General features: G+C 41.8%; 23 protein-coding genes. 12 read left to right on the plus strand and 11 right to left on the minus strand.

What is annotated here, in order from left to right:
- The first annotated feature begins 49 nt into the window (after positions 1 to 49).
- The 9 genes from ACXAGK_RS03065 to ACXAGK_RS03105 all read left to right on the plus strand — a co-directional run bounded on the left by ACXAGK_RS03065 (position 50) and on the right by ACXAGK_RS03105 (position 8,334).
- Positions 50 to 1,114 carry a hypothetical protein gene (locus tag ACXAGK_RS03065; RefSeq protein WP_474854012.1) on the plus strand — a complete coding sequence of 355 codons (1,065 nt, stop codon included), beginning with the start codon at positions 50 to 52 and terminating at the stop codon, positions 1,112 to 1,114.
- A gap of 14 nt (positions 1,115 to 1,128) precedes the next feature.
- Positions 1,129 to 2,256: a GDP-mannose 4,6-dehydratase gene (gmd, locus tag ACXAGK_RS03070; RefSeq protein ID WP_474854014.1), complete on the plus strand. Its 1,128-nt coding sequence runs from the start codon at positions 1,129 to 1,131 to the stop codon at positions 2,254 to 2,256.
- Positions 2,249 to 3,376: a DegT/DnrJ/EryC1/StrS family aminotransferase gene (locus ACXAGK_RS03075; RefSeq protein WP_474854016.1), complete on the plus strand. Its 1,128-nt coding sequence runs from the start codon at positions 2,249 to 2,251 to the stop codon at positions 3,374 to 3,376. The genes gmd and ACXAGK_RS03075 overlap by 8 nt, the downstream gene beginning before the upstream one ends.
- Before the next feature lie 2 nt (positions 3,377 to 3,378).
- Entirely contained in the window at positions 3,379 to 4,434 is a 1,056-nt protein-coding gene (locus ACXAGK_RS03080) for an N-acetylneuraminate synthase family protein (protein WP_474854018.1), read from the plus strand.
- Entirely contained in the window at positions 4,421 to 5,044 is a 624-nt protein-coding gene (locus ACXAGK_RS03085) for a NeuD/PglB/VioB family sugar acetyltransferase (protein ID WP_474854020.1), read from the plus strand. Before ACXAGK_RS03080 ends, ACXAGK_RS03085 begins: the two co-directional genes overlap by 14 nt.
- A complete protein-coding gene (locus ACXAGK_RS03090; protein WP_474854022.1) occupies positions 5,034 to 5,897 on the plus strand; it encodes a sugar phosphate isomerase/epimerase family protein in 864 nt (287 codons plus the stop codon). Before ACXAGK_RS03085 ends, ACXAGK_RS03090 begins: the two co-directional genes overlap by 11 nt.
- 10 nt (positions 5,898 to 5,907) lie before the next feature.
- Entirely contained in the window at positions 5,908 to 6,612 is a 705-nt protein-coding gene (locus ACXAGK_RS03095; protein WP_474854024.1) for an acylneuraminate cytidylyltransferase family protein, read from the plus strand.
- Between the two features lie 170 nt (positions 6,613 to 6,782).
- The gene (locus ACXAGK_RS03100; protein ID WP_474854026.1) at positions 6,783 to 7,607 is read left to right on the plus strand and encodes an FkbM family methyltransferase; all 825 of its coding nucleotides are present in this window, start codon (positions 6,783 to 6,785) and stop codon (positions 7,605 to 7,607) included.
- Positions 7,600 to 8,334, plus strand: coding sequence for a phytanoyl-CoA dioxygenase family protein (locus ACXAGK_RS03105; protein ID WP_474854028.1), 735 nt, complete (start codon positions 7,600 to 7,602; stop codon positions 8,332 to 8,334). The genes ACXAGK_RS03100 and ACXAGK_RS03105 overlap by 8 nt, the downstream gene beginning before the upstream one ends.
- On the opposite strand, the gene ACXAGK_RS03110 is transcribed toward ACXAGK_RS03105, so the two are convergent.
- Positions 8,331 to 9,374, minus strand: a complete 1,044-nt coding sequence (locus tag ACXAGK_RS03110) for a glycosyltransferase family 2 protein (protein WP_474854030.1) — start codon at positions 9,372 to 9,374, stop codon at positions 8,331 to 8,333. The two genes, ACXAGK_RS03105 and ACXAGK_RS03110, sit on opposite strands and share 4 nt — an antisense overlap.
- Positions 9,375 to 9,687: 313 nt before the next feature.
- On the opposite strand from ACXAGK_RS03110, the gene ACXAGK_RS03115 reads away from it, so the two are divergent.
- Positions 9,688 to 10,716 carry a glycosyltransferase family 2 protein gene (locus tag ACXAGK_RS03115; RefSeq protein WP_474854032.1) on the plus strand — a complete coding sequence of 343 codons (1,029 nt, stop codon included), beginning with the start codon at positions 9,688 to 9,690 and terminating at the stop codon, positions 10,714 to 10,716.
- Between the two features lie 10 nt (positions 10,717 to 10,726).
- Here ACXAGK_RS03115 and pseC read toward each other — a convergent pair whose 3' ends face one another.
- The 10 genes from pseC to ACXAGK_RS03165 form a co-directional block, all read right to left on the minus strand.
- A complete protein-coding gene (gene pseC, locus ACXAGK_RS03120; protein WP_474854033.1) occupies positions 10,727 to 11,890 on the minus strand; it encodes a UDP-4-amino-4,6-dideoxy-N-acetyl-beta-L-altrosamine transaminase in 1,164 nt (387 codons plus the stop codon).
- Complete coding sequence (gene pseB / locus ACXAGK_RS03125; RefSeq protein ID WP_076011762.1) at positions 11,890 to 12,888, minus strand: UDP-N-acetylglucosamine 4,6-dehydratase (inverting); 999 nt, start codon at positions 12,886 to 12,888, stop codon at positions 11,890 to 11,892. The genes pseC and pseB overlap by 1 nt, the downstream gene beginning before the upstream one ends.
- Before the next feature lie 211 nt (positions 12,889 to 13,099).
- The gene (locus ACXAGK_RS03130; RefSeq protein WP_474854035.1) at positions 13,100 to 13,756 is read right to left on the minus strand and encodes an HAD family hydrolase; all 657 of its coding nucleotides are present in this window, start codon (positions 13,754 to 13,756) and stop codon (positions 13,100 to 13,102) included.
- Complete coding sequence (locus ACXAGK_RS03135) at positions 13,753 to 14,703, minus strand: ATP-grasp domain-containing protein (protein ID WP_474854036.1); 951 nt, start codon at positions 14,701 to 14,703, stop codon at positions 13,753 to 13,755. The genes ACXAGK_RS03130 and ACXAGK_RS03135 overlap by 4 nt, the downstream gene beginning before the upstream one ends.
- A 27-nt stretch (positions 14,704 to 14,730) precedes the next feature.
- Positions 14,731 to 15,639 (minus strand): LicD family protein, encoded by a 909-nt coding sequence (locus ACXAGK_RS03140; protein ID WP_474854038.1) that lies wholly within the window; start codon positions 15,637 to 15,639, stop codon positions 14,731 to 14,733.
- Position 15,640: 1 nt separating this feature from the next.
- Positions 15,641 to 16,690 carry a pseudaminic acid synthase gene (gene pseI, locus ACXAGK_RS03145; RefSeq protein ID WP_474854040.1) on the minus strand — a complete coding sequence of 350 codons (1,050 nt, stop codon included), beginning with the start codon at positions 16,688 to 16,690 and terminating at the stop codon, positions 15,641 to 15,643.
- Positions 16,691 to 16,692: 2 nt separating this feature from the next.
- The gene (gene pseG, locus ACXAGK_RS03150; protein ID WP_474854042.1) at positions 16,693 to 17,775 is read right to left on the minus strand and encodes a UDP-2,4-diacetamido-2,4,6-trideoxy-beta-L-altropyranose hydrolase; all 1,083 of its coding nucleotides are present in this window, start codon (positions 17,773 to 17,775) and stop codon (positions 16,693 to 16,695) included.
- Positions 17,772 to 18,476 (minus strand): pseudaminic acid cytidylyltransferase, encoded by a 705-nt coding sequence (gene pseF / locus ACXAGK_RS03155; protein WP_474854044.1) that lies wholly within the window; start codon positions 18,474 to 18,476, stop codon positions 17,772 to 17,774. The genes pseG and pseF overlap by 4 nt, the downstream gene beginning before the upstream one ends.
- 22 nt (positions 18,477 to 18,498) lie before the next feature.
- Positions 18,499 to 19,593, minus strand: coding sequence for a hypothetical protein (locus ACXAGK_RS03160; RefSeq protein WP_474854046.1), 1,095 nt, complete (start codon positions 19,591 to 19,593; stop codon positions 18,499 to 18,501).
- A 65-nt stretch (positions 19,594 to 19,658) separates the two neighbouring features.
- The gene (locus ACXAGK_RS03165) at positions 19,659 to 20,114 is read right to left on the minus strand and encodes an FAD synthase family protein (RefSeq protein WP_474854047.1); all 456 of its coding nucleotides are present in this window, start codon (positions 20,112 to 20,114) and stop codon (positions 19,659 to 19,661) included.
- A 174-nt stretch (positions 20,115 to 20,288) separates the two neighbouring features.
- Between ACXAGK_RS03165 and ACXAGK_RS03170 the strand changes: the two genes are divergently transcribed.
- Complete coding sequence (locus ACXAGK_RS03170; RefSeq protein WP_474854049.1) at positions 20,289 to 21,083, plus strand: flagellin N-terminal helical domain-containing protein; 795 nt, start codon at positions 20,289 to 20,291, stop codon at positions 21,081 to 21,083.
- 163 nt (positions 21,084 to 21,246) lie between these two features.
- The gene (locus ACXAGK_RS03175) at positions 21,247 to 22,710 is read left to right on the plus strand and encodes a sigma-54 dependent transcriptional regulator (RefSeq protein WP_474854050.1); all 1,464 of its coding nucleotides are present in this window, start codon (positions 21,247 to 21,249) and stop codon (positions 22,708 to 22,710) included.
- The last annotated feature ends 135 nt before the right edge of the window (positions 22,711 to 22,845 follow it).

The raw sequence follows: 22,845 nt of genomic DNA on the forward strand, positions 1-22,845 counted from the left end.
TGGTAATTTAGCTTCTTTAGAAACCCTTCAGCCTAGCGGTAGAGTAAAAGTGTCGAACAATATCTTAATACTCATAACATCTCCTTTTCAGTACTGGTGTGCTCAAGAGTTTCTTCATCAACACAAACTGCTAGATCGTCGCATCACAGTAATAAATGGTGCTTCTTTTTGCGCAAATTCAATGGTTCAAATTAAGCGCCTTCATAAAAGGTTGATTACTGTAGACGAAAAAATTCTTATTATTCCTTCTAATACAAGCTTAGATGCACGAATAGCGCCTTATGCATCGATTGCTCATGAATTGAATAAACATGTCTTTGAGAAAGTGTTGATCGGCGACCTTAGAGAGATTTGGATGCAAGATATCGCTTGTTTTCTAGATTGTTCAGATATCATTCTTGTTGATGACGGAGCTGCAACAAATGTATTTGTAGAAAAGTTAATTGCTCCATCCAACTTTCAGCTCCCAATAGCTCTGCATTCCCAGTCAGAATCAAGGCGTCACGAAGCAACAAAAATAAAAGAACGGTATGGTCTATTCCTTAAAAGGAAAGAGATTAATTTATTCTCAATATTTCCTTTTCCTCATTATCCCAATACCATCCAGAATGGGCTAAGTGTTCTCAAACAGTTATTTTCAAACACGACCGTTAAAGCTAATAAAGAGTGTCATTTCATAGGCTCACCAGTTGTAGAAAAGGGTATTGTCGCTGAATTGGAATATTATGATATTTTATCCCACGCTCGCACTGAGATAGGAAAAAATACGAAGCTAACATATTTTGCACACAGAGCCGAAGCTTTAGAAGCTAAGCGTGCTTACTTAGAAACTTTAGGTTTCGAGATTGAGCAGCATGAAGAGCCATATGAGCTAGTGTGTGCAACGCAAGGACGAAAACCAAGTATGATTTTTGGCATGCATTCAACAAGTCTTTTCAACATGAAAATCCTGCTCGATGGCAAAATTAGAGCAGTCTGTTACAAGTTGAACAATAGGACGCTCTCTCATCTTGAGGAAATAATTGGAGGCAGTGATAAATTCTCTTTAAGAGAGCACATTGAATCCATTTATAAACGTTTGAATGAATTTAGCATTGAATCGCAGATTGTGTGAGAAGAGATAAAGAAATGAACAAAAAAGTAGCTTTAATAACAGGGGTTACAGGGCAAGATGGTGCTTATTTATCACGATTTCTTTTAGATAAAGGTTATGAAGTCCATGGAATAAGACGAAGAGCATCATTGCCAAACCTAGACCGAGTTCATGACTTAGTAAATCCACCACAGGAAATAAAAAACAATTTTTATCTTCACTATGGTGATATGGGAGATTCACTTTCTCTTGTAAGACTGTTGAACGAACTAAAGCCTACAGAAATATACAATTTAGCCGCACAGAGTCATGTTCATGTCTCTTTCAACGCTCCAGAAAATACCGCAGATGTGAATGCTTTGGGAACACTTCGTTTATTGGATGCGATTAGAACGCTCAAAATGGAAGAGCAGGTAAGGTTTTATCAAGCTTCTACAAGTGAACTTTATGGAAAAATACAATCGCCCAGACAGAATGAATCGACGCCCTTTTATCCGCGTTCTCCATATGCAACGGCAAAGCTTTATGCTTATTGGTCGGTTGTAAACTATCGGGAATCTTACGGCATGTTTGCATGTAACGGTATATTGTTTAATCACGAATCTAAGTATCGTGGGAAAACATTTGTCACCAGAAAGATTACATCGACCACTGCTGCAATAGCTCATGGACTACAGGAATGCTTGTTCTTGGGCAACATCGATGCAGAGAGAGATTGGGGACACGCAAGGGACTATGTAGAAGCACAGTGGCTGATGTTACAACAAGACAAGCCCGATGATTTTGTTATCGCTTCTGGGAAGAAAACCTCCGTGCGTGAGTTCGTTGAAATAAGTTTTGCAAGAATAGGTGTCGAGCTCGAATGGAACGGAAGCGGCATAGATGAAACTGGCGTAATACAAAATATAAACAACGAATTACTCAATGAAATGACGCAGGGAAGAAAGACATTTTTGAATATTGGCGATGTTGTTGTCCGTATTGATCCTTATTATTTTAGGCCTAACGAGGTTGACGTGTTGTGGGGCGATGCCAGCAAAGCGCAAAGGGTCTTGGGCTGGCAACCATCAACAAGTATGGACGAAATGGTGAAGGAAATGATGCTCAACGACCTTGAGCTAGCTCGTGATGAAGCGCTTTTAAGAGAGCATAGAAATGGTTGAGTCTGAATTTATTCCTATTTCACAGCCTTTTTTAGATGAAAAAGCAAAACGATATGTATCTGAGTGTTTAGATACAGGCTGGATTTCGTCACAAGGCGCATACGTAACACAGTTTGAGCAAGCATTCGCGGAATACATTGGTGTTAATTATGCTGTAAGCGTAACAAGTGGAACTGCTGCACTACATCTAGCGCTTTTAGCTATGGGTGTATCGGCAGGTGACGAAGTGATTGTTCCCGATCTCACATTTGCCGCGACAGCAAATGCTGTGCTCTTATGCGGAGCAACGCCTGTTTTATGTTCAGTTGATAAAGCAACTTGGACGCTCGATATTGATGATTGTGCTCAACTTATATCACGCGCTACAAAAGCGATAATTCCAGTTCACTTATATGGAAACCCAGCAGACATGCGTGCGCTTGTTACGCTTTCAAAGGAGCATAATATCGTATTGGTTGAGGACTGTGCCGAGTCACTGGGTGCAACTGTTGACGGTCACCATACTGGAACATTTGGTGATATAGGATGTTTTAGTTTTTTTGCAAACAAACTGCTTTCCACGGGGGAAGGGGGAATGCTAACTACGAATAGTGAGCATATAGCCCAAAAAATTAGAGTGTTACGTGACCACGGAATGTCACCTACGAAGAAATATTGGCACGAGCATGCAGGGCTAAACTACAGAATGACTAACATTCAAGCTGCAATTGGTGTAACCCAGCTCGACAGACTTGATGAGTTTATTTTGGCCCGCCGAGATCAAGAGCTGCAATATCGTAGTCGACTTCAAGGTATTTCAGATATTGTTTTCAAACAAGAGTTACCAGGCGCAATCTCTGTTAATTGGTTATTTTCTTTCTGCGTCTTATCCGATGACAACGGAGAAAAAGTTGAAGCTTTGAGAGCTTGGTTAAGGGAAAACAATGTAGACTCTCGTCCATTTTTCTTTCCATTGCACGAGCAACCTCCCTATAAAGATGAACGTTTTGTATTGTCGCAAACCAAACTACTTTCTAATAGTGGTATGTCTTTACCTACATTCATTGGTTTGAAAGAGAGCCAGATTGACCGCGTTTGCGACCTTGTCGTAGAGTTTATGCATACATACCGTGAAGACTAAATATGAATTCTTTTTCCAAAAAAATCGAAATAGGGCGCAATGTTATAGGGAGTTCATCTCCCGTTTACATTATCGCAGAAGCTGGGGTAAATCATAATGGCGATATTAATCTTGCACGTGAACTCATTGATATAGCAGTGTCTGCAGGCGCCGATGCAGTTAAGTTTCAGTTGTTTAATACAGACGTTCTCATTAAAAATGATGTAAAGAAAGCAACCTATCAAGTTCAAAGCAACGCAGATGACCAAACCCAGTATGATATGTTGAAAGAGCTTGAGATAAGCAAAGAGGATTGTGCTTCATTAGCAGAATACGCCGCAGTTCAAGGCATTGACTTCATTGTGACGCCATTTGATGAACCAAGCTTGTCTTTTTTACTTTCCCTCCCCCTTGCAGCACTGAAAATCTCCTCGACAGACTTGACTAACCTTGCATTCATTGAAAAAGCGGCCGAAGCAAATGTCCCAATAATTCTGTCTACCGGCATGAGTGAGCAATCAGAGGTAGACCAAGCAGTTGCTGCGTTGAAGGGAAAGGTTAATGATTTGATTCTTTTGCAATGTACATCGAGTTATCCAGCACCATTACAGCAGCTGAATCTGAACGTTATGCAAAAATATGCCGATGACTATGGCGTTATCGTCGGATATTCAGACCATACTGCAAATATCGGCGCATCACCGTTTGCTGTTGCTGCCGGTGCTTGTGTTATAGAAAAGCATTTTACTAAGGATAAAACGCTGAAAGGTCCAGATCATCTAGCGTCGTTATCACCTGCTGAACTAGAGGAGCTTGTGCTAAAAATTCGTCAAGTAGAGCAAATGCTCGGAAGCTCTATAAAGCGAGTTGAACTTTGTGAGAGAGAGAACCGACTCGCTTTACAAAAGTGTTTAGTGGCATCACAGCCGATAAGTATGGGTGGTTTTATAACATCTGACAACATTGTTGCCAGAAGAACTGGTGGTGAGGGTATTCCCGCTAAATACCTTCAGGACTTAATAGGAAAAGTAGCTGATAGAGATTATGTGAAGGGCGAAATAATAGATGGATACAGATGATGTCGTGGTCTTAGGGGCAGGTGGACATGCAAGAGCACTCTTGTCTTTAGCTGAACTGAATCAACTGAGAGTTACCGCGTTGATAGACAAGCATGCTGGTGACAACGAAATCATAATGGGTAAGCCCGTTTTTCCCAATACTGAGTTCCTAGATAACTCATCATCTTTTTCCGCTGTTGTGGGTGTAGGTGACAATTTAGTCAGAAAAAAACAGTTGGATGAGTTTCGGGAATTTATCGTTCCGAGGGCCCTTAAACATCCTTCTGCCATTCTAGATCCCACCGCGCAAGTTGGTTACTTTTGTCAAATATTTGCAGGAACATTTATTGGCCCTATGGCAAACATTAGTGACAACGTCATTATAAATACGCACGCCGTTATTGAACATGAAGCACGTGTTGGTAGTCACTCACATATTTCGGTTGGTGCAAAAGTGTTAGGCCGAGCTAACATTGGTGATTTATGTTTTATTGGTGCAGGGGCAGTCATCAAGGATGGTATTCGAGTTTGTAGTAATGTCACCATAGGTGCAAATAGCTTTGTTAATAAAAATATAGACGTTCCAGGCGTTTATGTGGGAACTCCAGTGAGGAAAGTTGATGACAAATAGACAAGTCTTCGTGTCTAGTAGTTGCGTTAATAACACTAAGATTGGTGAAAGTGTTTTGGCACTTGCGAAAGCTGGTTACAAAAATATAGAGCTATCAGGCGGTACCAATTTATATGACCATTGGAAGAAGGATTTATTAGAGCTAAAAAAAGACTTTGAGCTTAACTATAGATGTCATAATTATTTTCCCCCTCCAGCAGAACACTTTGTACTGAATCTTTCAGCGAGTAATGAAGAAATAAGAAAGCGTTCTATAGCGCATGTGAAGGAAGCTATAACTTTATCCCGACAGCTGAGCGCGACTGAGTACGGTATACATGCTGGATTTCGCTTCATGCCGGAACATAAACGACTGGGGAAAAAGTTTGATGCTGTACCTTTACAAAGTGAAGATACCGCGATTGAGCTTTTTGCTTCAGCTTGGGAAGAGCTCTACTCTTATGCATATGATGAAGGGATAAAGCTTTATGTTGAAAACAACGTTTTTTCAAAGGCAAATAGTGTCTCGTTTGACTGTGAGAATCCGTTTTTAGCTACCGATTCAAAGTCGATAAAGAAACTTTCTCAAGTATGCCAACTTAACTTATTGTTGGACATTGCACATCTTAAAGTAAGCTGTAATACCCTTGGAATCTCATTTGAAGAAGAGTTTTCAATACTGATACCGCAATCTGACTATCTACATTTTAGCGACAATAATGGAATTGCTGACACAAACAATGGTCTCCACGAAGATTCAGACATGTTCGAGATGTTAAGACGATATGACTTGCGTGGTAAGACTATTACGTTAGAAGTTTACGATGGCACTCTTGAGGAAAGTAGAACGTCGGTATCTTTGCTTAAGCTATAGTTTAACTATTATGAATAAATCTCAACGCGTTCTCGCAATAGTACCCGCTAGGTCCGGCTCAAAAGGGTTAAAAAACAAAAATATCCTAGAGTTAAATGGTAAACCATTAATAGCATGGTCGATTGAAAGTGCATTGGCTTCAAGTTATATCGACGATGTTATCTTATCGACAGATAGCAAAGAGTATGCGGAAATCGGACAAAAGTATGGAGCATGGGTACCTTTTCTCAGAGAAAGTGCGCTGGCAAGTGATACAAGCTCATTGATGGGAGTAATACAAAGCTCTGTTAAACGTTTATTGAAACTTGGTTACGAGTACGATGTTGTAATAGTTTTACAGCCCACATCTCCATTACGAAACAAAGGCCACATTGATGCGGCACTCAAAACATTTATATCATGGAATGAAACGCCTAAATCGTTGGCATCGGTATATCAAGTAGACTCTAAATACCGCTGGTTACTTGAAGAAGATAATGATGGTTCTTTAGCCTTCATGGATAAAAGGCTCAATGAAGGACGCGGGTTCACACGGCAAAGCAATAAGCCTGTATATATGCCTAACGGCGCAATATTCATCTATCAAACTCAGTTTCTTTCTTCGCAGTACCAACCCACTACCCGGCCTTTTATAATGTCGCAACAATCATCAGAAGATATTGATACAGAAGCCGATTTGGAGCGAGTAAAAGCGTTATTGAGCGCTCGACAATAAGCTCTCTTGGGCATTTTTATCACTAAAGGTGTTAATCTCTAGCTTGCCTAGGCGACAGCAATTAATTTGCGTTAAAGTCCGATAGCTGTGAAGCCGATACACTAATACTGCACAACGTGAATTTTTGTATGAAGTGATGTGCTAGGCACAAAAATTACCGGAAACAACTCATGAATATCGTACAAGGTCTTCAGTATTACTATCAGAAAAATAAGTGGCAAGGTGTCGCATTTTTTATTAAAGCTAGGTTTTATCAGCATGTAACTAAAAAAATTAAGTTCGCTAATTGGCACTATTTTTTGGATCCTTACCGTATAGTGACTAAGCGCTACGAAGAGACTATCCCTTTAATAGACGGTTCTTTTATTGTATTGGGTAACTATGCCGTTAGCAAAAAAGCAAAACTAAATAGCCATAGCGTTGTTTACTCTCTAGGGGTTTTAAACGAAACTAGTTTTGATGAAGCTATCTCAGAGACATTTGGATGCAGTGTTTATCTCTTTGATCCGTCTATTATTGCTACTCGACATATCAATAAACTCAATAATCCGGCGTTTAAATTCCAGCAACTTGGAATTTGGCATGAAGATACAGAATTGACGTTTTCTACGCCGGTTTACGGTGGCTCTCCCTCTACCATATTTAATCACCCTGGCAGACAATTTGTTGCTAAATGCGAGACATTGCCGAACGTGATGAAGTCATTAACCCATCCGAAAATCGATGTGCTGAAACTCGACGTTGAAGGCGCTGAGCGCATCATACTATCGCATGCTTTGGATAATCATATTTATCCTGACCAAGTTGTTGTCGAGTTTGAAAGAAAAAAGGGAACAAAGAACATAAACGATTTTCTTACTTTCTTTAAGGAAGTAGATGAGTTGAGGTCGCGTTTTAAAGAACTCGGATATGGCGAATGGCGTTTACCACGATCCTCAAATAGCTTCTATTCGATAGAGATGGTGTTTGTGAAGGCTGATATTCTCAATGACTAGCACAAGGCGTTTTGTCTTACCAGACTGGAATTGTTTAGAAGAGCCTGAACTTTGTCATCTAATTGAAGCCACTGTTACACAGTGGGGAATATGTATACTCCCTGATTTTTTTTCAAAAGATTTTTGTAAAAAGGCAATTTCTGACATAAAGAGATTGGAGAGAGCTAATAACGTAAAGATTTGGCAAGATCCTCTTGGTTCAGATAAGAGGATCATGGGGATTGGCGCCTTGGCACCTTATCTTGAGTTACGATACGACCGTATTATTGAAAAAGTTATGACTTCGCTCTACGGAAAAGCTCCTAAAGCTGGATTTACAATGTCTGGCCATCTGCAGTATGTGCAGGGCAATCTTGGAAGTGGTCAGGGGTGGCATCGCGACTCAGTGAATATGGATCAATTTAAAACCATTGCATACCTTAGTGACGTAACTTCGACAACAGGGCCGTTTCAATATTATCTTAGAACGGCATCTGAGAGATCTATGCGGGCATGTGAAAAATATTACGGAATACCAAAAGCGAATAATCGTATATCAGTCGACCCTCAAAAGTTCTTACCTCACTCAAGACTCACTGAGGTATTATCGAATGCGGGCGCGCTATTGTTTGCTAATACCAGAGGAATTCATAGAGGTAAACCTATAGAACAAGGCCAGCGTTTTGCGCTTACTACCTATTTTTGGGAGCGACAGATTCCAGAACACATTATGAAATATGTAAATTAAATGTCTGTATCAATGGTTTGACGAGGGCGTTTCAAGCAATCTTTTATAAATGCAGTGCCATATTGTTTGCCTTTGAAAAGCTGTATTATTCCAAAATGGCGGATAAAAAAACAAATACCTAAAAAGCCATGAGTGCAACACATGCGTCTGAAGCTTATCGTCAAATGTTTCGTTAAGTAATCCTGGTCGTACCAATGCTGTTTGCTATTTGCTTCTAATAAACGTTTATATATCAAGGCTACAGCGTTCACCTGCTTCTTTGTTGTTAATTCGCCAGGAAATGTGCGAATTACAGACACTATAGAGTCAGGTACTTCGATACCGTGGTACTCAAATTGTCTGCGCATTAGTGATTTTAGTGAGGCGCGCTGAACGATTCCGTTCGCAGTACTCTCCTGACTAGGATGAATCCGATAAAAATATAACACGTCAGGTAGTGTGGAAAACGTTCCAACTTTATTTAACTCAGTTACAAAAGCGAAGTCCGACGCACTTTTTACACCGCAGTTTAAATAGGTGAAATTAAGAGAGCGCGATATCTCTGTCCGAACCATCATAACGGGGTTGTGAAAAGGGTTACTCACAAGCATTGCCGCTTTTATTTCTTTTGGCTCCGAATAGGGTACTGTGACTTTATTTGTCCCCAAAATTGACCATGCAGCCCCAACAACGTCAACCTTCGGGTTTGACTCAAGGAAGGTGATTTGCTTTCTTAATCGATCAGGTGTTGATATGTCGTCAGCATCCATCCAAGCATAAAATTCAGTATCAACAAGTGATAATAGTTTGTCTCTTGCCGCCAATATTCCTGTTTTTTGAGGGTTTTCATGAATCTCTATTCGACTATCTAGGTCTTTAAACTTACTCAGTATTTTTCCGGTCCCATCGGTCGAACCGTCGTTCAAAATGATTAGCTTAAAGTTAGTGTATTCTTGTGAAAGAATTGATGAGATAGCAGCAATCACATATTGTTCTGCATTGTGTGCTGGCATTAATACTGATACCCGTGTAGATATCTCTATTTTATCTTTAGCTTTCACTAATAGCCTTAGTATGTCTTATACAAACAAGTTTGAGTATTGTGTACAAAATGAAAAACTCAACTAACTTATTGCTGTATATAGCAGTTAAGGAGTTTTGATGTTTTGTTTATCAAGATAACATAGTTTAAGGTTTTTGCGATAAGTTCGAAAAACTACCTGCTTTTGAATATCTTGTTATTTCTTGTTTAATTGTCAGGATACGCTTTTAAAAAACATTGTTGCTGTAACTGACTGGATATATCTAACGTTATTTTTCGTAGGAAAGGAAAAGTATTTCTTAATGGTAGTTGATTAGAATAATGGTGAACTTGTGAAGCCTAAGATAACGGCATTAATGACAACTTATAACGCTGAGGCGTGGGTCGACGAGACTATTGACTCAGTATTAAATCAAACCTATTCAACTTTTGAGTTTTTGATAATTGATGACGGCTCCAGTGATGGCACAGTAGAGCGCATCAAACGTTATTCAGACAAACGCATTAAACTTATCGAAAATCATAAAAATATGGGGGTTGGGGCTTGTCTTGACGCTGCGTTAGACATAATCGATACACAGTATATTGTGAAAGTTGATGCAGACGATATCAGTGAATCAACACGATTCGAAAAACAGCTCTCATTTCTTGAAAGTAATGAATTGGACATTGTTAAGAGCTTTATCACTTATTTTCCCGATAATGAAAAAGTTCGAGATAGCGAGAGATTTAAACAATTTGTTTCTGAAAAACAGGTGCTACATAATCAGGTAAATACACCAGACGACATTTCAGCGACGTTAAATCGTTGGCTTTGTTTTCTACACACTTCGTATTTCGCACGGACCGGTGCTATTAAAAATGTGAGATACCCACATACTCGACTCTACGAGGATTACATCTTATTTCTTCGCTTGAAAAATGCGGGATATAAATTCGGGTGTGTTAATGAACCTCTAGTGCATATTCGATTAAGTGATAGCTCTGCTACCACGTCACTTGGCATAGCCGAATTAGAAAAAGGCTTAAAAGGCATCATTGAAGAGAAGTGGCCAAACTTCGCTTCATTAGTGGGGGAAAAAGACATTTATATTTACGGTACGGGGAATATGGCGAAAGCATGTGCACAGTGTTTATCGTCTTTTAATGTTAAAACTAGAGGTTTTGTAGAAAAGTTAGGGAGTGAGGATACCATATCTGTTGCAGATTATGTCGTCGGCGTTTGTGGTTTAGATGAATACCTTTCGCTTAACACGAAAAGAATTATCATTGTTGCTGCCCAGCCGGTTAGATCTCAAGTAATTCATCAACTCGAGTTTTACGGCAAGACTGAGTTTGAGGATTTCTTGATATTGGCATAGGGATTACACTTTAAAGTTTTTCTACCAGTTGCACAAGTTGATTAACAACTTGGTTTACTTCAACCTCTGTGAGCTCCGAGAATAACGGCAGCGAGATGGCTTGGTGATAATACGTTTCTGCATTTGGATAGTCTCCCCAATTAAATCCTAGTTCTTTGTAGAAAGGCTGAGTGTGAATGGGAATGTAGTGTACATGAGCGAAAATGCCAGCGGACCTTAGCTGAGATACAAGTACTTCGTGTTCAGATTCGTTTATATCAAGTACTCGGATCACGTAGAGATGATAGCTGCTATATTTATTACTAGATTGCTTAAGTGGTGAGATATTTTCTTTCGATGCAAAACGTTTATCATAATGAGCAGCTAGTGTATTCCGCTTTTCTAAAAAGCTCGGCAATTTTTTTAGCTGGCTTAAACCAAGCGCAGCTTCTACGTCAGTCATACGATAATTAAAGCCCAATGCTATCTGTTGATAATACCAAGGACCATGACTGTCCTCAGTCATCTTCTCTGGGTCATTGGTTATGCCGTGACTGCGCAACATACGCATCTTTTCAGCCCATTCACTGTTATTTGTAAGTGCCATTCCCCCCTCCATAGTGGTAATAATTTTTACCGGGTGGAAACTAAACACACAAATATCTGAGAATTCGCAGCTGCCTACAAATTTCTCCTGATATTTTGCGCCTACTGCATGTGATGCATCTTCAATAACAAAGAAGTCATATTTTTTTGAAAGTGCACGAATTTCTTTCATATCGCAGGGCTGACCTGCAAAATGAACGGGAATGACCACCTTCGGTAAGGCGTTGGTGGATTCAGCTGTGGCAAGCTTGTGTCGTAAGGCATCAACGCACATGTTACCGGTGTGAAGGTCAATATCTACAAAATCGACTTTCGCTCCACAGTAGAGCGCGCAATTTGACGAAGCAACAAATGAGTTCGGAGATGTCCATACTATATCGCCTTCACTCACACCTAGTGCAAGGCAAGCAATGTGTAGAGCAGACGTAGCGCTATTAACTGCAACCCCAAAATTAGCGCCACAATAATCAGCAAGAGCGGTTTCAAATTTAGGAATAGCCGGGCCTTGCGTTAACCAATTTGATGTTAAGGTTTCGACAACGGCTTTTACATCATCTTCATCTAGGTGCTGTCGCCCATAAGGAATCACTATTGGGCTTCCTCATTGAACTTCTTTATTTCTTCAATACTAAGGAAATGTTCGTTAGTGTCTGAAACGTACTCGAAACCCGACTCTACAAGTTTTCCCTGCTCGCTAAGTGCGTTGCTAGTAAAGTTATTGCTTCGGTGGAAAAACTTAATAGCTGGGGCAATTACAAAGTGATCATCGAATTCAAATGTGTGCAGAGACATGTCGCCAGGGCACATCATTTCATGAAGCTTTTCACCTGGACGAATCCCTACATATTTGATTGGAATATCCGGTGCCATTGCAGTCGCGAGGTCAGTAATTCGAATTGATGGGATTTTCGGTACGAAAATCTCACCACCTAACATGCGCTCAAAGTTTTTAAGTACAAAGTCGACGCCCTGTTGAAGAGTAATCCAAAATCGGGTCATGTCTTTGTGCGTAACAGGAATATGATCGCTGTTTTCCGCTATCAACTTATTGAAAAAGGGTACAACAGAACCACGAGAGCCAACCACATTGCCGTAACGCACTACAGAAAATCGAGATGCACCAGCGCCAACAATATTATTGGCTGCAACGAACAATTTATCTGAAGCTAATTTGGTAGCACCGTATAAATTAACCGGGTTGGCGGCTTTGTCTGTAGACAACGCAATAACTTTTTCAACGTTATTATCAATGGCGGCGTTAATTACATTTTCGGCACCATCGATATTTGTACGAATACATTCGGTAGGGTTGTACTCAGCGGCAGGGACTTGCTTCATCGCCGCTGCGTGTATTACAAAGTCAACACCTTGCATGGCGCGATTAAGACGTTCTCTATCACGAACATCGCCAATAAAATATCTCATGCACGGCGCGTGAAATTTTTGCTGCATTTCGAACTGTTTGAGTTCGTCGCGTGAGTAGATGATTAAGCGCTTTGGTTTGTATCTCGCTAACAGAGTCTCAGTGTACTTATGGCCAAATGAACCCGTTCCACCTGTTATGAGAATCGATTTTCCATCGAACATAGCTTGCTCGCTGTTTTTATGGTTATAAACACAATATATCATGTGTCGGCATTTTTGCCATAAAGCTTTAGAATCTATGCGCTTAGGTGAGGATTATTAGTCCTAAAGGTGTAGATTTCTTCGTGTTTAGGTAGAACTTGTTGTTTATCAGCAGGTAGGTTAAGCATTGATTTTATTTTATTAAATATGCTGGGATGCCGCCTAATAAAGTTCAAAGACTGAGGGCTGGAAGTTCAGTTAGGTTTTGTATTGTAAACTTTGCATCAAAACCTGGTTTTGCAGGTGCGTTTTTGTGAACCCCAGTTAGCACCCTAACAGTCGGCATTCCAAGTTTATTTAAATTGACGAAGTCTTTTGCTGGGTTGTCACCAATGTAAACCATTTCGTGCCACTGACATTGTTCCGCTTGTTTAATCTTTTCAAAGCAGTAAGTAGAAGGTTTAGCATGTTGCACTCCAAAGCGGTGAGTGACAAACACGCGCTTGAAGTAGTGCGCTATGTTGAGTGCTTCTACTTTCTTACTTTGTACTACTTTATTTCCGTCAGTTACGAGGTAAAGCGGCTTGGGCAAACGTTCTAGCAACGTTAAGTGATTGTCGGGCAAAGTCAAAGTGGGCTGGTGTAAGCGATATGCTGAAACGCAGGCACGTACATTCCGCTTATTGACTGCTATGCCGTGGTTAGCTAAGTAATCATTGAAAATTCGGCCACGACCATTTCGATCAAGCAGAGTAACTAATTCTTGAAAGCCACTTCGCTTATCAACATTCCAGCTTTTTTCCACATATGAGGCAACGGCTGCAAGGCCAGACTCTACGTATTGGCGCTCATCATAAAGGGTATCATCTAGGTCGAAGATATAAATCATAGGTAATAGTCGGTAGCAGCTCTAATCTGCGTTATTTTATGGGATGCGAGATCTACCGGCAACGAGTCAATATCTTCGCCTATACTCTCGCACAAACTCCAATAAAGACTATCAACACCCGCCTTGATACCTAACGTTGAAGCGCCTCCAAATCGCGAATTACATTCAATGATGTGAAGTACTCCATCATTTATGATGCCTTGTAATACAACGGGGCCAGACAGCGCTAGTTTGGAAAGAGTCTGTGTCACCTGTGCTGTAAAAGGGCAATTCGGTAAAGTATAGGTAATTTGGGATTCACCATTAACAACTAGGTCTCGCACTCGGCACACCGCCGCTTTAACCAAATGGTCCTTTGTTAGCCAAGCGTCTACGCTAATTTCTTGACCTGCTTTGTACAGTTGAAAAATAGGTGAGGATAGACCTTTGGCGTGCTGCACTGCGTCGTCTTTGTTTAGATTAAGGCCAACAGCTTTACTACCCGCACCAAAACGTTCTTTGACCACATAGTGCAATGGCGGAGTGCCCTGAATAACCGTTTTCACCTCTTCGATGCTTTCAAATGAAGGGATGATAAAAGGAATACTGCATTGGCCGAATCTTAATTTATCCAAACAAAGCTCTATTGCATTTTCATCAGAAACAAGTACGTGAATGTTAGCGCTTTTTAGGTCGTTTTTTAGCCTTGCCCAAAAAAGCAGTTCGCCGTCTCTACTTGGGAGAATATGAGTAATTCTTCGATGCTTGAGCTGGGCAATAATCTCATCTACGTTGTCTTGATTTGTGGGTGGCATTTGCCAAAATACATCGCAAAAGTGCCGTGTAATTACTTGGCTACTTAAATCGCCTGCCGTAACTATGCCCTTCTTATCGATACGCTTGACGGCACATTGAAGCGCTTTTAATAGTGGAACTTTATTGCTGGCGCTTGAAAGTAATACGTTCACGTTAATTTGACACCTTAGTATAAATGCTCATTGAGAAAGCGTGCGTTTTTGCACGCTTATACCTGTTCTAGGTGCTGACATCGATGCTCTTCTATTTTCGTATTCCGTAATTTGTGTCGTTTTTTTGGGCGTTTGCCAATGTCCGTACATAAATGTGAGAAAGCCTTCTGCATCGAATGGGGCAAGAAAGGTTTCACCTAAAAACTCGATTGGCTCGTAGCTGTCGAAATGTTTAGCGGGGGCAAAAAACAGCCCGCCCGAGGACAAGAGCTCAGATAGACCATTTATCGACTCTCTGCGCTGTATGCTTATATCAAAAGGGACTAATTGGGTGTGTGATGAATTGCTAAACTCTAGGTTGATACAACAGTCTATATCGTTGACCGTGATGATGACGATGTTCCACTTTACGTCATAGTTTGTGTTTAATAATTTATAAAGCTCAGGTAGCGATGCCTGTAACCTTTCGTAATTGTCTTTATCTACAGCTAAATCTATATCGTCATCCCAAGGAATGAGCCCTTTATTTCTCACAGCACCTAGCAAAGTTCCAGAATCTAGACACGCTGAAATGTTGTGGGAAACGAAGTATTGATTTAGCGTACGCATTACGGACTGGGCAAAGGCTAACGTTTCATGGTCTTCGAAAGGCAGGGCAGCTTTTACCGACTGCTTAGTCGGTACAATGATATTCGACTCATCAATACCCATTTCTTCGGTAAGTTGGGAATAGATTTGATCAACCCACTGACTGGTGATAATTATGCTGTCGACATCGTGAGTATTGATATCTGCGGGTGCAATGATGGGATAACCCATAAAACGAGTTCCGTGTTTCGCACTATCGTTATCCGTGAATGCCACGACTTCTATATCTGGGTGATTAGAAATGTAGTTTTCTCCGGCCTTACTAGCACCGAACAGAATGGCTCTCATCTCACAGTAGCTCCCAACTCATAGGGGTACCTTTTGGTGCGTCGCGCTTGATTTGCTTCCCAAGCAAAAGGGGAAGGTATTTGGGAGGCAACCCAAGCCCTGGGCGAACAGAGCGTAAATTCTCCGCATTTAATGTATCGCCGGCTTTCATATCTTTGGCAATGTATAAAGAGCGTCGGTGTACCAACGAGGCCTTTTCTCGCTCGGTGGCGCCATAACTCACCTTGCCAATTGCTACCGCTGCCCGCGCCGTTTCCTCAACAAGCAGCTTAATTTCATGGGGTTCAAGAGAAAATTCTGCATCTACCTCTCCACCGCTTCTGTCTAAAACAAAATGCTTTTCAATTACTGTTGCGCCAAGTGCCACCGCGGCGACAGCTACCCCCACCCCCGGTGTATGGTCGGAAAGTCCAACGTGACAGTCGAAAAGTTCGCTCAAATGAGGAATTGTCTTTAAGTTGGCGTCTACCGGGTTTGCTGGGTAATTACTGGTGCACTTGAGTAATATGATGTCATCACACCCATTGGAACGGAGTACTTCAACAGACTCGGCTATTTCTGCTTGGCTAGCCATGCCTGTAGAGACAATAACGGGTTTCCCTGTCTTTGCTACAGCCGCTAGGATAGCGTGGTCAGTATTTTCAAAAGACGCTACTTTGTAGCAAGGTGGATTCAATGTTTCTAGGAAGTCGACAGCGGTTAAATCGAAGGGCGTGCTAAATGCCAATAGGCCTTTCTCTTTGGCATAGTCGAATAGCTCCTTGTGCCATTCCCAAGGCGTCATCGCCTCTTTGTAGAGGTTATACAAAGAGTTTCCTTTCCAAAGGCTACTTGGGTCTTCAATAAAAAATTCGCCTTCATGACAATCCAAAGTGATCGTGTCTGGCGTATAGGTTTGCAATTTTATGGCATGTGCGCCAGCGTCTGCAGCTGCATCAATGAGTCGGTAGGCTTTTTCCAATGATTGTCCATGATTTCCAGACATTTCTGCGATGATAAAGGGAGTGAGACCCGGACCAATTTGAATATCACCGATTGTGATTGGTTTCATGACTACCTCGTAACAATGTTCAATATAGTATCCATTACAAAAGATGGATTTTTGTTTGCGCTCACCAAAGATACCGCGTTGTTTGCTAGTTTACGCATTTCTTGCGGCGAATTTATCGCAAATTCAACGGCCTTGCTAATATCTTCGTTAGTGACCTCGTCACATGCTCCTAGCCACAAACAGCAATGCCGTTCGTGCAGGCACTGCGTTGTTTCAACTTGATTATCAGCCAATGTAATAATTATGCCTGCTACCCCCGATGCTGCGCGCTCCCAGTGCATCGAACCTCCAGCGCCAAGCATTGTATTGGCCGCTTTCATAAGCTCGGATATGTGACCGCAAGCGACGTGAAGCTTCGCGTTCGGTAGGCAATTAACTTTTGCTTTAAGCGCATTAACGCCGGAATAAGCCGCTCCGACAACAATATCGGCAGAAAAAGTTAAAGACTTTAATTCAATTAAAACATCAACAACGCGCTCCGTTAAATTTATAGGATCGCTGCCGCCAAAGCAGACCAGAATATGGCTGTCATTTCTAGGCATTGCTGGTGGGCGGTAAAACTCATTTCTCAAAATAGCAAACTCGGGTCCTAAGAGTTTTTGGCAATGAGGAGGCACAAGCTGATCGTATCGGAATTCAAAGTCCTCAAAGAGATTTTGGTCCAAAATCACGTCACAGTCGTGTTGGCGGTTTGCTAAATCGTCAATGACAACAATATGTGTGCAGCGACTGCGCATCACTTTACTAAACGAAGCTGATAGCTGATAGTGGTCGACTATAAGCATGTCGATAGGCTCATCGTTAATATCGTCAAGAAGCGCTATACAGTGAGCAGCATGAGAGGCTTGTTCTACTTCATTTAAGACCGCCGAAGCATTACCTTCCCGTTCGCCCTTATGAAGCGGTGGCGTGGTCAATAATGTAATTCCAGCACGCTGTATCTGTTGTTGTAGAGTTAAAGGCAGCGCGCAACACAGGAATGTTATGCTGTGTAAGGGAAGTAATTGTGTGGCCAAGGTTAAGCAACGCATAACGTGGCCGAGTCCTATTTGGGCCGTACCATCGACCCTAAAAACAATCCTCACTTTACGTTTTCGCTCTGCAAAAGCTTGTAAAGCAGTTCAGCTCTAACCCAATCTTCAGGTGTATCAATGTCTTGCACTAAGTGGTCTGGCATTACTACCATTTTAGAGTTGGCACCGAAAATACGTCTGCTAGTATCAAGCCAGGTTTTGTGATGGCCCCAATACAACTGTCCTGCATCATGAAAGGCTGGTGGTAAATCCTGTGAGCGCTGAGTAATACCAAACTCGTCAAAAGGTTTTACGCCGCCATTTTCGGTTTGTAATATCGCCCGTTGAATTGGAAATGAGAATCTTGCCGCTGTAAATACGTAGTCTGTATTGTCAGCGTTCATTAGCATTTCATAGCAAGAATTAATTAATGATGTGGTCAGAAGAGGCGATGTTGCATAAACACAGGCGCAATAGTTTATATCCCAGCCTTTTTCTAACAGGGTGCTCAATGCATGGCGAACCACAGGACTAGTGCCTGTGTAATCATCTGCCAATTCTGCAGGTCTCATGAATGGCACTTCAGCACCATAATTTCTTGCGACGTTTGCAATTGATTCATCATCTGTTGAAACCACGACTTTGTCTACGTAGGGGCTTGCCAACGCATTTTCTATTGCATGGGCAACCATAGGTTTACCGCAAAACGGTTTTATATTTTTTTTAGGAATGCGTTTGCTTCCGCCCCTTGCGGGGATTATGGCTACGTTCATTTCTTTTTCCAATCGTCGAATGTTATTTGGTGTCGGTTAATAACGCAGATAGTCTCTGTGACCACGTATGGTGGTCTAGGACTTCTTGCTTTCCTTTGGTAAGTAACTGAATGTAAGAATCCTCTTTGTTCAACGCATCATAATCGGCAAAATCAATAACCCCTTTGTTGCTCATCGCGCTTAGTACATGAGGATATTTCCATACGACAACGGGAGTCCCACATACAAGCGGGTATACAATACGTTCATGCAATCCTTCCTCGAAACCTGGAGATTGGTGTAAAACCCACCGGGATAAAGACATTTCTTTGAGTAAATCTGAGAAATTGATGGCTTCGTTATAGTCGTGATAATCAGTGAGTGGCTTAAATTTTAGCGAATCACGACCTACTACATTTAGTTTTATTTTTCGTGATGCGCAATAAAGCAAGCACCGTTCTCGTTCACGTGCTCGAAGAAATCGATCAACCAATACGGTAATTCGGCGTATATTTTCGTCAAATTTAGTCCTCGCTGGCGATGTTTCAGTCGGCACAACGCCAATCACTCGTAAAAAGTCTGTTACGGAATTTGATGCATCGATCCCTTCGCCTAATTGCTCCCAGACGGGAGTTAATGCACTTTTAGCGCTTTCACTGCTCATAAAAGATATCGGGAAAAGAATATTTTCGTTTTTATTGTCTATCTCTGGCGCGGGGTAACACTTCTTGCTGTCCATTACTGCATGGGGAAAGTAGGATGACTTGTGTCCAAATTGCCGCATAAGTGCCACGTGCTCTTCTGCTACACATAGCACGGTAACTGGATGCCCATAGAAGCGAGGAATAACGTGAATTGGATTGTCTACACAATAAACGTAGACAGGCTTTAACTTTGCAAATGCAAGCGTGTTGAAAGAATCCGTTATTTTGCCTAAGCCGTTACCATTAAAACTAAATATGTGATCATACGCTTCTATGGGGGCTAATTTTACGAACCCTTTAGCAATTGTATCTGGATTATCGCAATAAAGAATATCGACGGCGTAACCCATGTTTTCTAGGGCGAGTTTAATACCACTAAAAAAATGCGAAACCACTGAATATTGGTTTTGAGTTAGAAGTATTAAGCTTCGCATTGTGCTTTTCCTTTGTAGATTTTATGTCCGTTTGAATAACAATATTGGAGCATTAATTAGAGGTGCTAAAGTCTTTGTACTAATGTGCGTAAATGCTCTGTCAAACTCTGCACTTCGCGAATTTTCTCATTTTGAATTTCGCTGATAACGGTTTTAAGTTCAGTGGTTGAAACATCTTGTGTACGGGGTAAATACACAACTTTAACGATATCTTGCAGATCATCGAACTTTCCAATCCAGTCATCACCCATTGCAAATATATCAGCACCTTCTCGTTCAAGGTCTTCCCGCTTTTGTTCCCAACAGTTTTCTTGAAAGACGTCGTCAACATAACGACAGGAGAGCAAAATTTCCTTTCTGTCTTCATAAGGTATGACTACGTTTTTACCTTTTACCGTATTGAATTCATCAGAGGACAAGCCAACCACTAGCCTATCGCCTAAGCTGTGTAATCGCTTTAAAAGCCTAACATGCCCTATATGGAAAAGATCAAAGGTGCCGTACGTCACCACAATAGTCATAGCATTAATCCCTGAAAATAAACAAATTGTACACTCATAACTTATCGGCAAGTCAAACTATTCCATGAGCGTATAGAGTTGAGGTTGAACGTATCGACTGTTATACAAATGGCTGACTACATTTTGCTCAGCTTTCTGCTACACTTAGTGTGTTACAAATTTTAGGAAATTGTCATGCAAGTTAATAGCTCAACGACCTCACTTCTCAGCCAAGTACAAGAGAAGCAAGAATCCTTGATGGAGAAGCTTGCCAGCGGTAAAAAAGTTAACAATGCATCTGACGGCGCAGCAGCCCAACAAATTATCGATAGGCTGACCTCGGAAGTAGAGGGAAATCGTCAATCATTAAACAACGTCTACGATGGCATCTCTGTCGCGCAGGTGGCAGAAGGCGGACTCGGAAGCATAAACGACGACGTCAACCGTATTCGCGAGCTTACTTTGCAGTCTGGTAATGGTGTGCTTAGCAGTGGCGATCGCCGTGCTATTCAGTCTGAAATAACCCAGCTACAAGAAAATATCTCGCAAACTATCGAGCAAACAAATTTTGCTGGCAAGCCGTTATTATCTGAAAATGGCTCACTTGAATTTCAGTCAGGTTCTAGCCCTGGTCAATCAATTAGTGTTAACACGCAGGATGTTGCGGCGCAGCTAAACGATGTTCTATCTATCGATATTACCTCAGGCACCAGTATTGAAGATGCGCTAGGGGCAGCAGACGCGGCTATAGAAACTCTCGGCAGTGCACGGGGCGATTTAGGCGCTACACAAAATCGCTTTGAAAGTGCTGCGCGTTCACTCACTCAAGCTAACGTAAATACTGCGGAAGCGAGAAGTCGTATTCAAGATTTAGATTTTGCGCAAGCGACTTCGCAACAAGCTTCAAACGACGTATTAGGCCAAGCAGCTCTTACTGTTCAAGCGCAAGCGAATCAGCAGCAAAGCCAAGTTTTATCGTTATTAAGCTAGACTAGATGGTGTAGCTTAGGCTAAATTTAATCGAAAGAAGCAGGGTAACCTGCTTTTTTTATTGATATATTTCCCAAAACAGCGGTTGCGCTCCGATCTTTTGTCGTTACAATTTAGAAATGCGCTAAACTGTAAATAATAACAAAGCGTTCTCGGGGAATTGATGAAGAACATTTTGCTGATTAGTGATAATCAGGAACTTATTCAAAACTTGGAAACTATCGTTACCTTCATGGGAGAGTCGTGCCAGTCACGAGGCTTCAGTGAATGCGAGCGATACCTCCATGAAAGTGGTGCAGACGCCGTGCTTATCGAGTACCGCTCGCCCACTGCTGTAAGTAATCTGGTAGAAAAGTTTCCACACATACCGTTTGTCGCTTTAGTTGAAAGTAATACACAGGCGTCTGCAGGCTGTAATCTGGTTAGTGTTATTGCAACACCGTTAACGTACCCTGTTTTAACGCAGGCTATACATCGTTGCCAAGAATACTCTCGACGTAAACCAGGCTTATCTCGAGCGGCAGGTACAAAAACGCGGTTATTTAGAAGCCTAATTGGTAAAAGTGAGCAAATCCAAATTGTGCGGCGCTTAGTTGAGCAAGTCGCGCCTACCGATGCCACCGTGTTGATTTTAGGTGAGTCTGGAACCGGTAAAGAAGTGGTTGCGCGCAATGTTCACTTCTTATCTGAACGTAAAGACGGTCCATTCATTCCAGTAAATTGCGGCGCTATTCCCGGCGAGCTTTTAGAGAGCGAATTGTTTGGTCACGAGAAAGGCGCTTTCACAGGCGCTATCAGTGCACGTAAAGGCCGCTTTGAGTTAGCCGAGGGCGGCACATTATTTCTCGACGAAATCGGTGATATGCCCCTTCAAATGCAGGTTAAGTTATTACGTGTGTTGCAAGAACGTATGTTTGAGCGCGTAGGCGGGAATAAGCCCCTTCAATGCAACGTGCGTATTATAGCGGCAACGCACCGCAACTTGGAAACCATGATCAGCGAAGACAAGTTTCGAGAAGACTTGTACTACCGACTCAACGTTTTCCCAATCGACAGCCCTGCGCTTCGACAAAGAAAAGACGATATTCCCTTATTACTTCAGGAATTGAATAGCCGAATTCAAGGGGATGGCGTTGAAAGCGTGCGTTTTACCGAGCAAGCCATTGCGTCGCTAATGGAGCATGAGTGGGCGGGGAACGTTCGTGAACTCTCAAATTTAGTTGAGCGATTAACAATTCTTTACCCTGGGCAGATTGTTGATATTGCTGATTTACCGGAAAAGTATCAGTACGGTGATGTTCAGGCTTACGAGCCAGACTACCCCGAAGAAATGCTTGAGCGTGAAGCCTTTAATGAACTATTTGCCGAGGCTGCAGCGCAAGAGCCAGAAGAAGACGTTAGCCAGCAGAGTCACGACGGCCTAAACGGTATGGTGTCGTCCTCGTTACCTGCAGAAGGTGTTAACCTTAAAGAGTACCTTTCTGAGCTCGAAGTGAATCTCATAAAACAAGCCCTGGAAAACCAAGATTGGGTAGTAGCACGTGCCGCCGACAAGCTTGGAATGCGCAGAACCACGCTCGTTGAAAAAATGCGGAAATACGATATCCAGCGTACTGAAGAAGCGTAATGTCAGCTAATTGACGTTACGCTTTTCTTTGAAAATACCATATATCCTACTGATAAATAAGCCAATATAAAGTTGGCATATCTTCTGCTTTATCTAAGCCATAGTTAAACAGCGTCTGCAATTTGACGAGGATAA

Source organism: Alteromonas sp. ABM1_013, assembly GCF_056160505.1.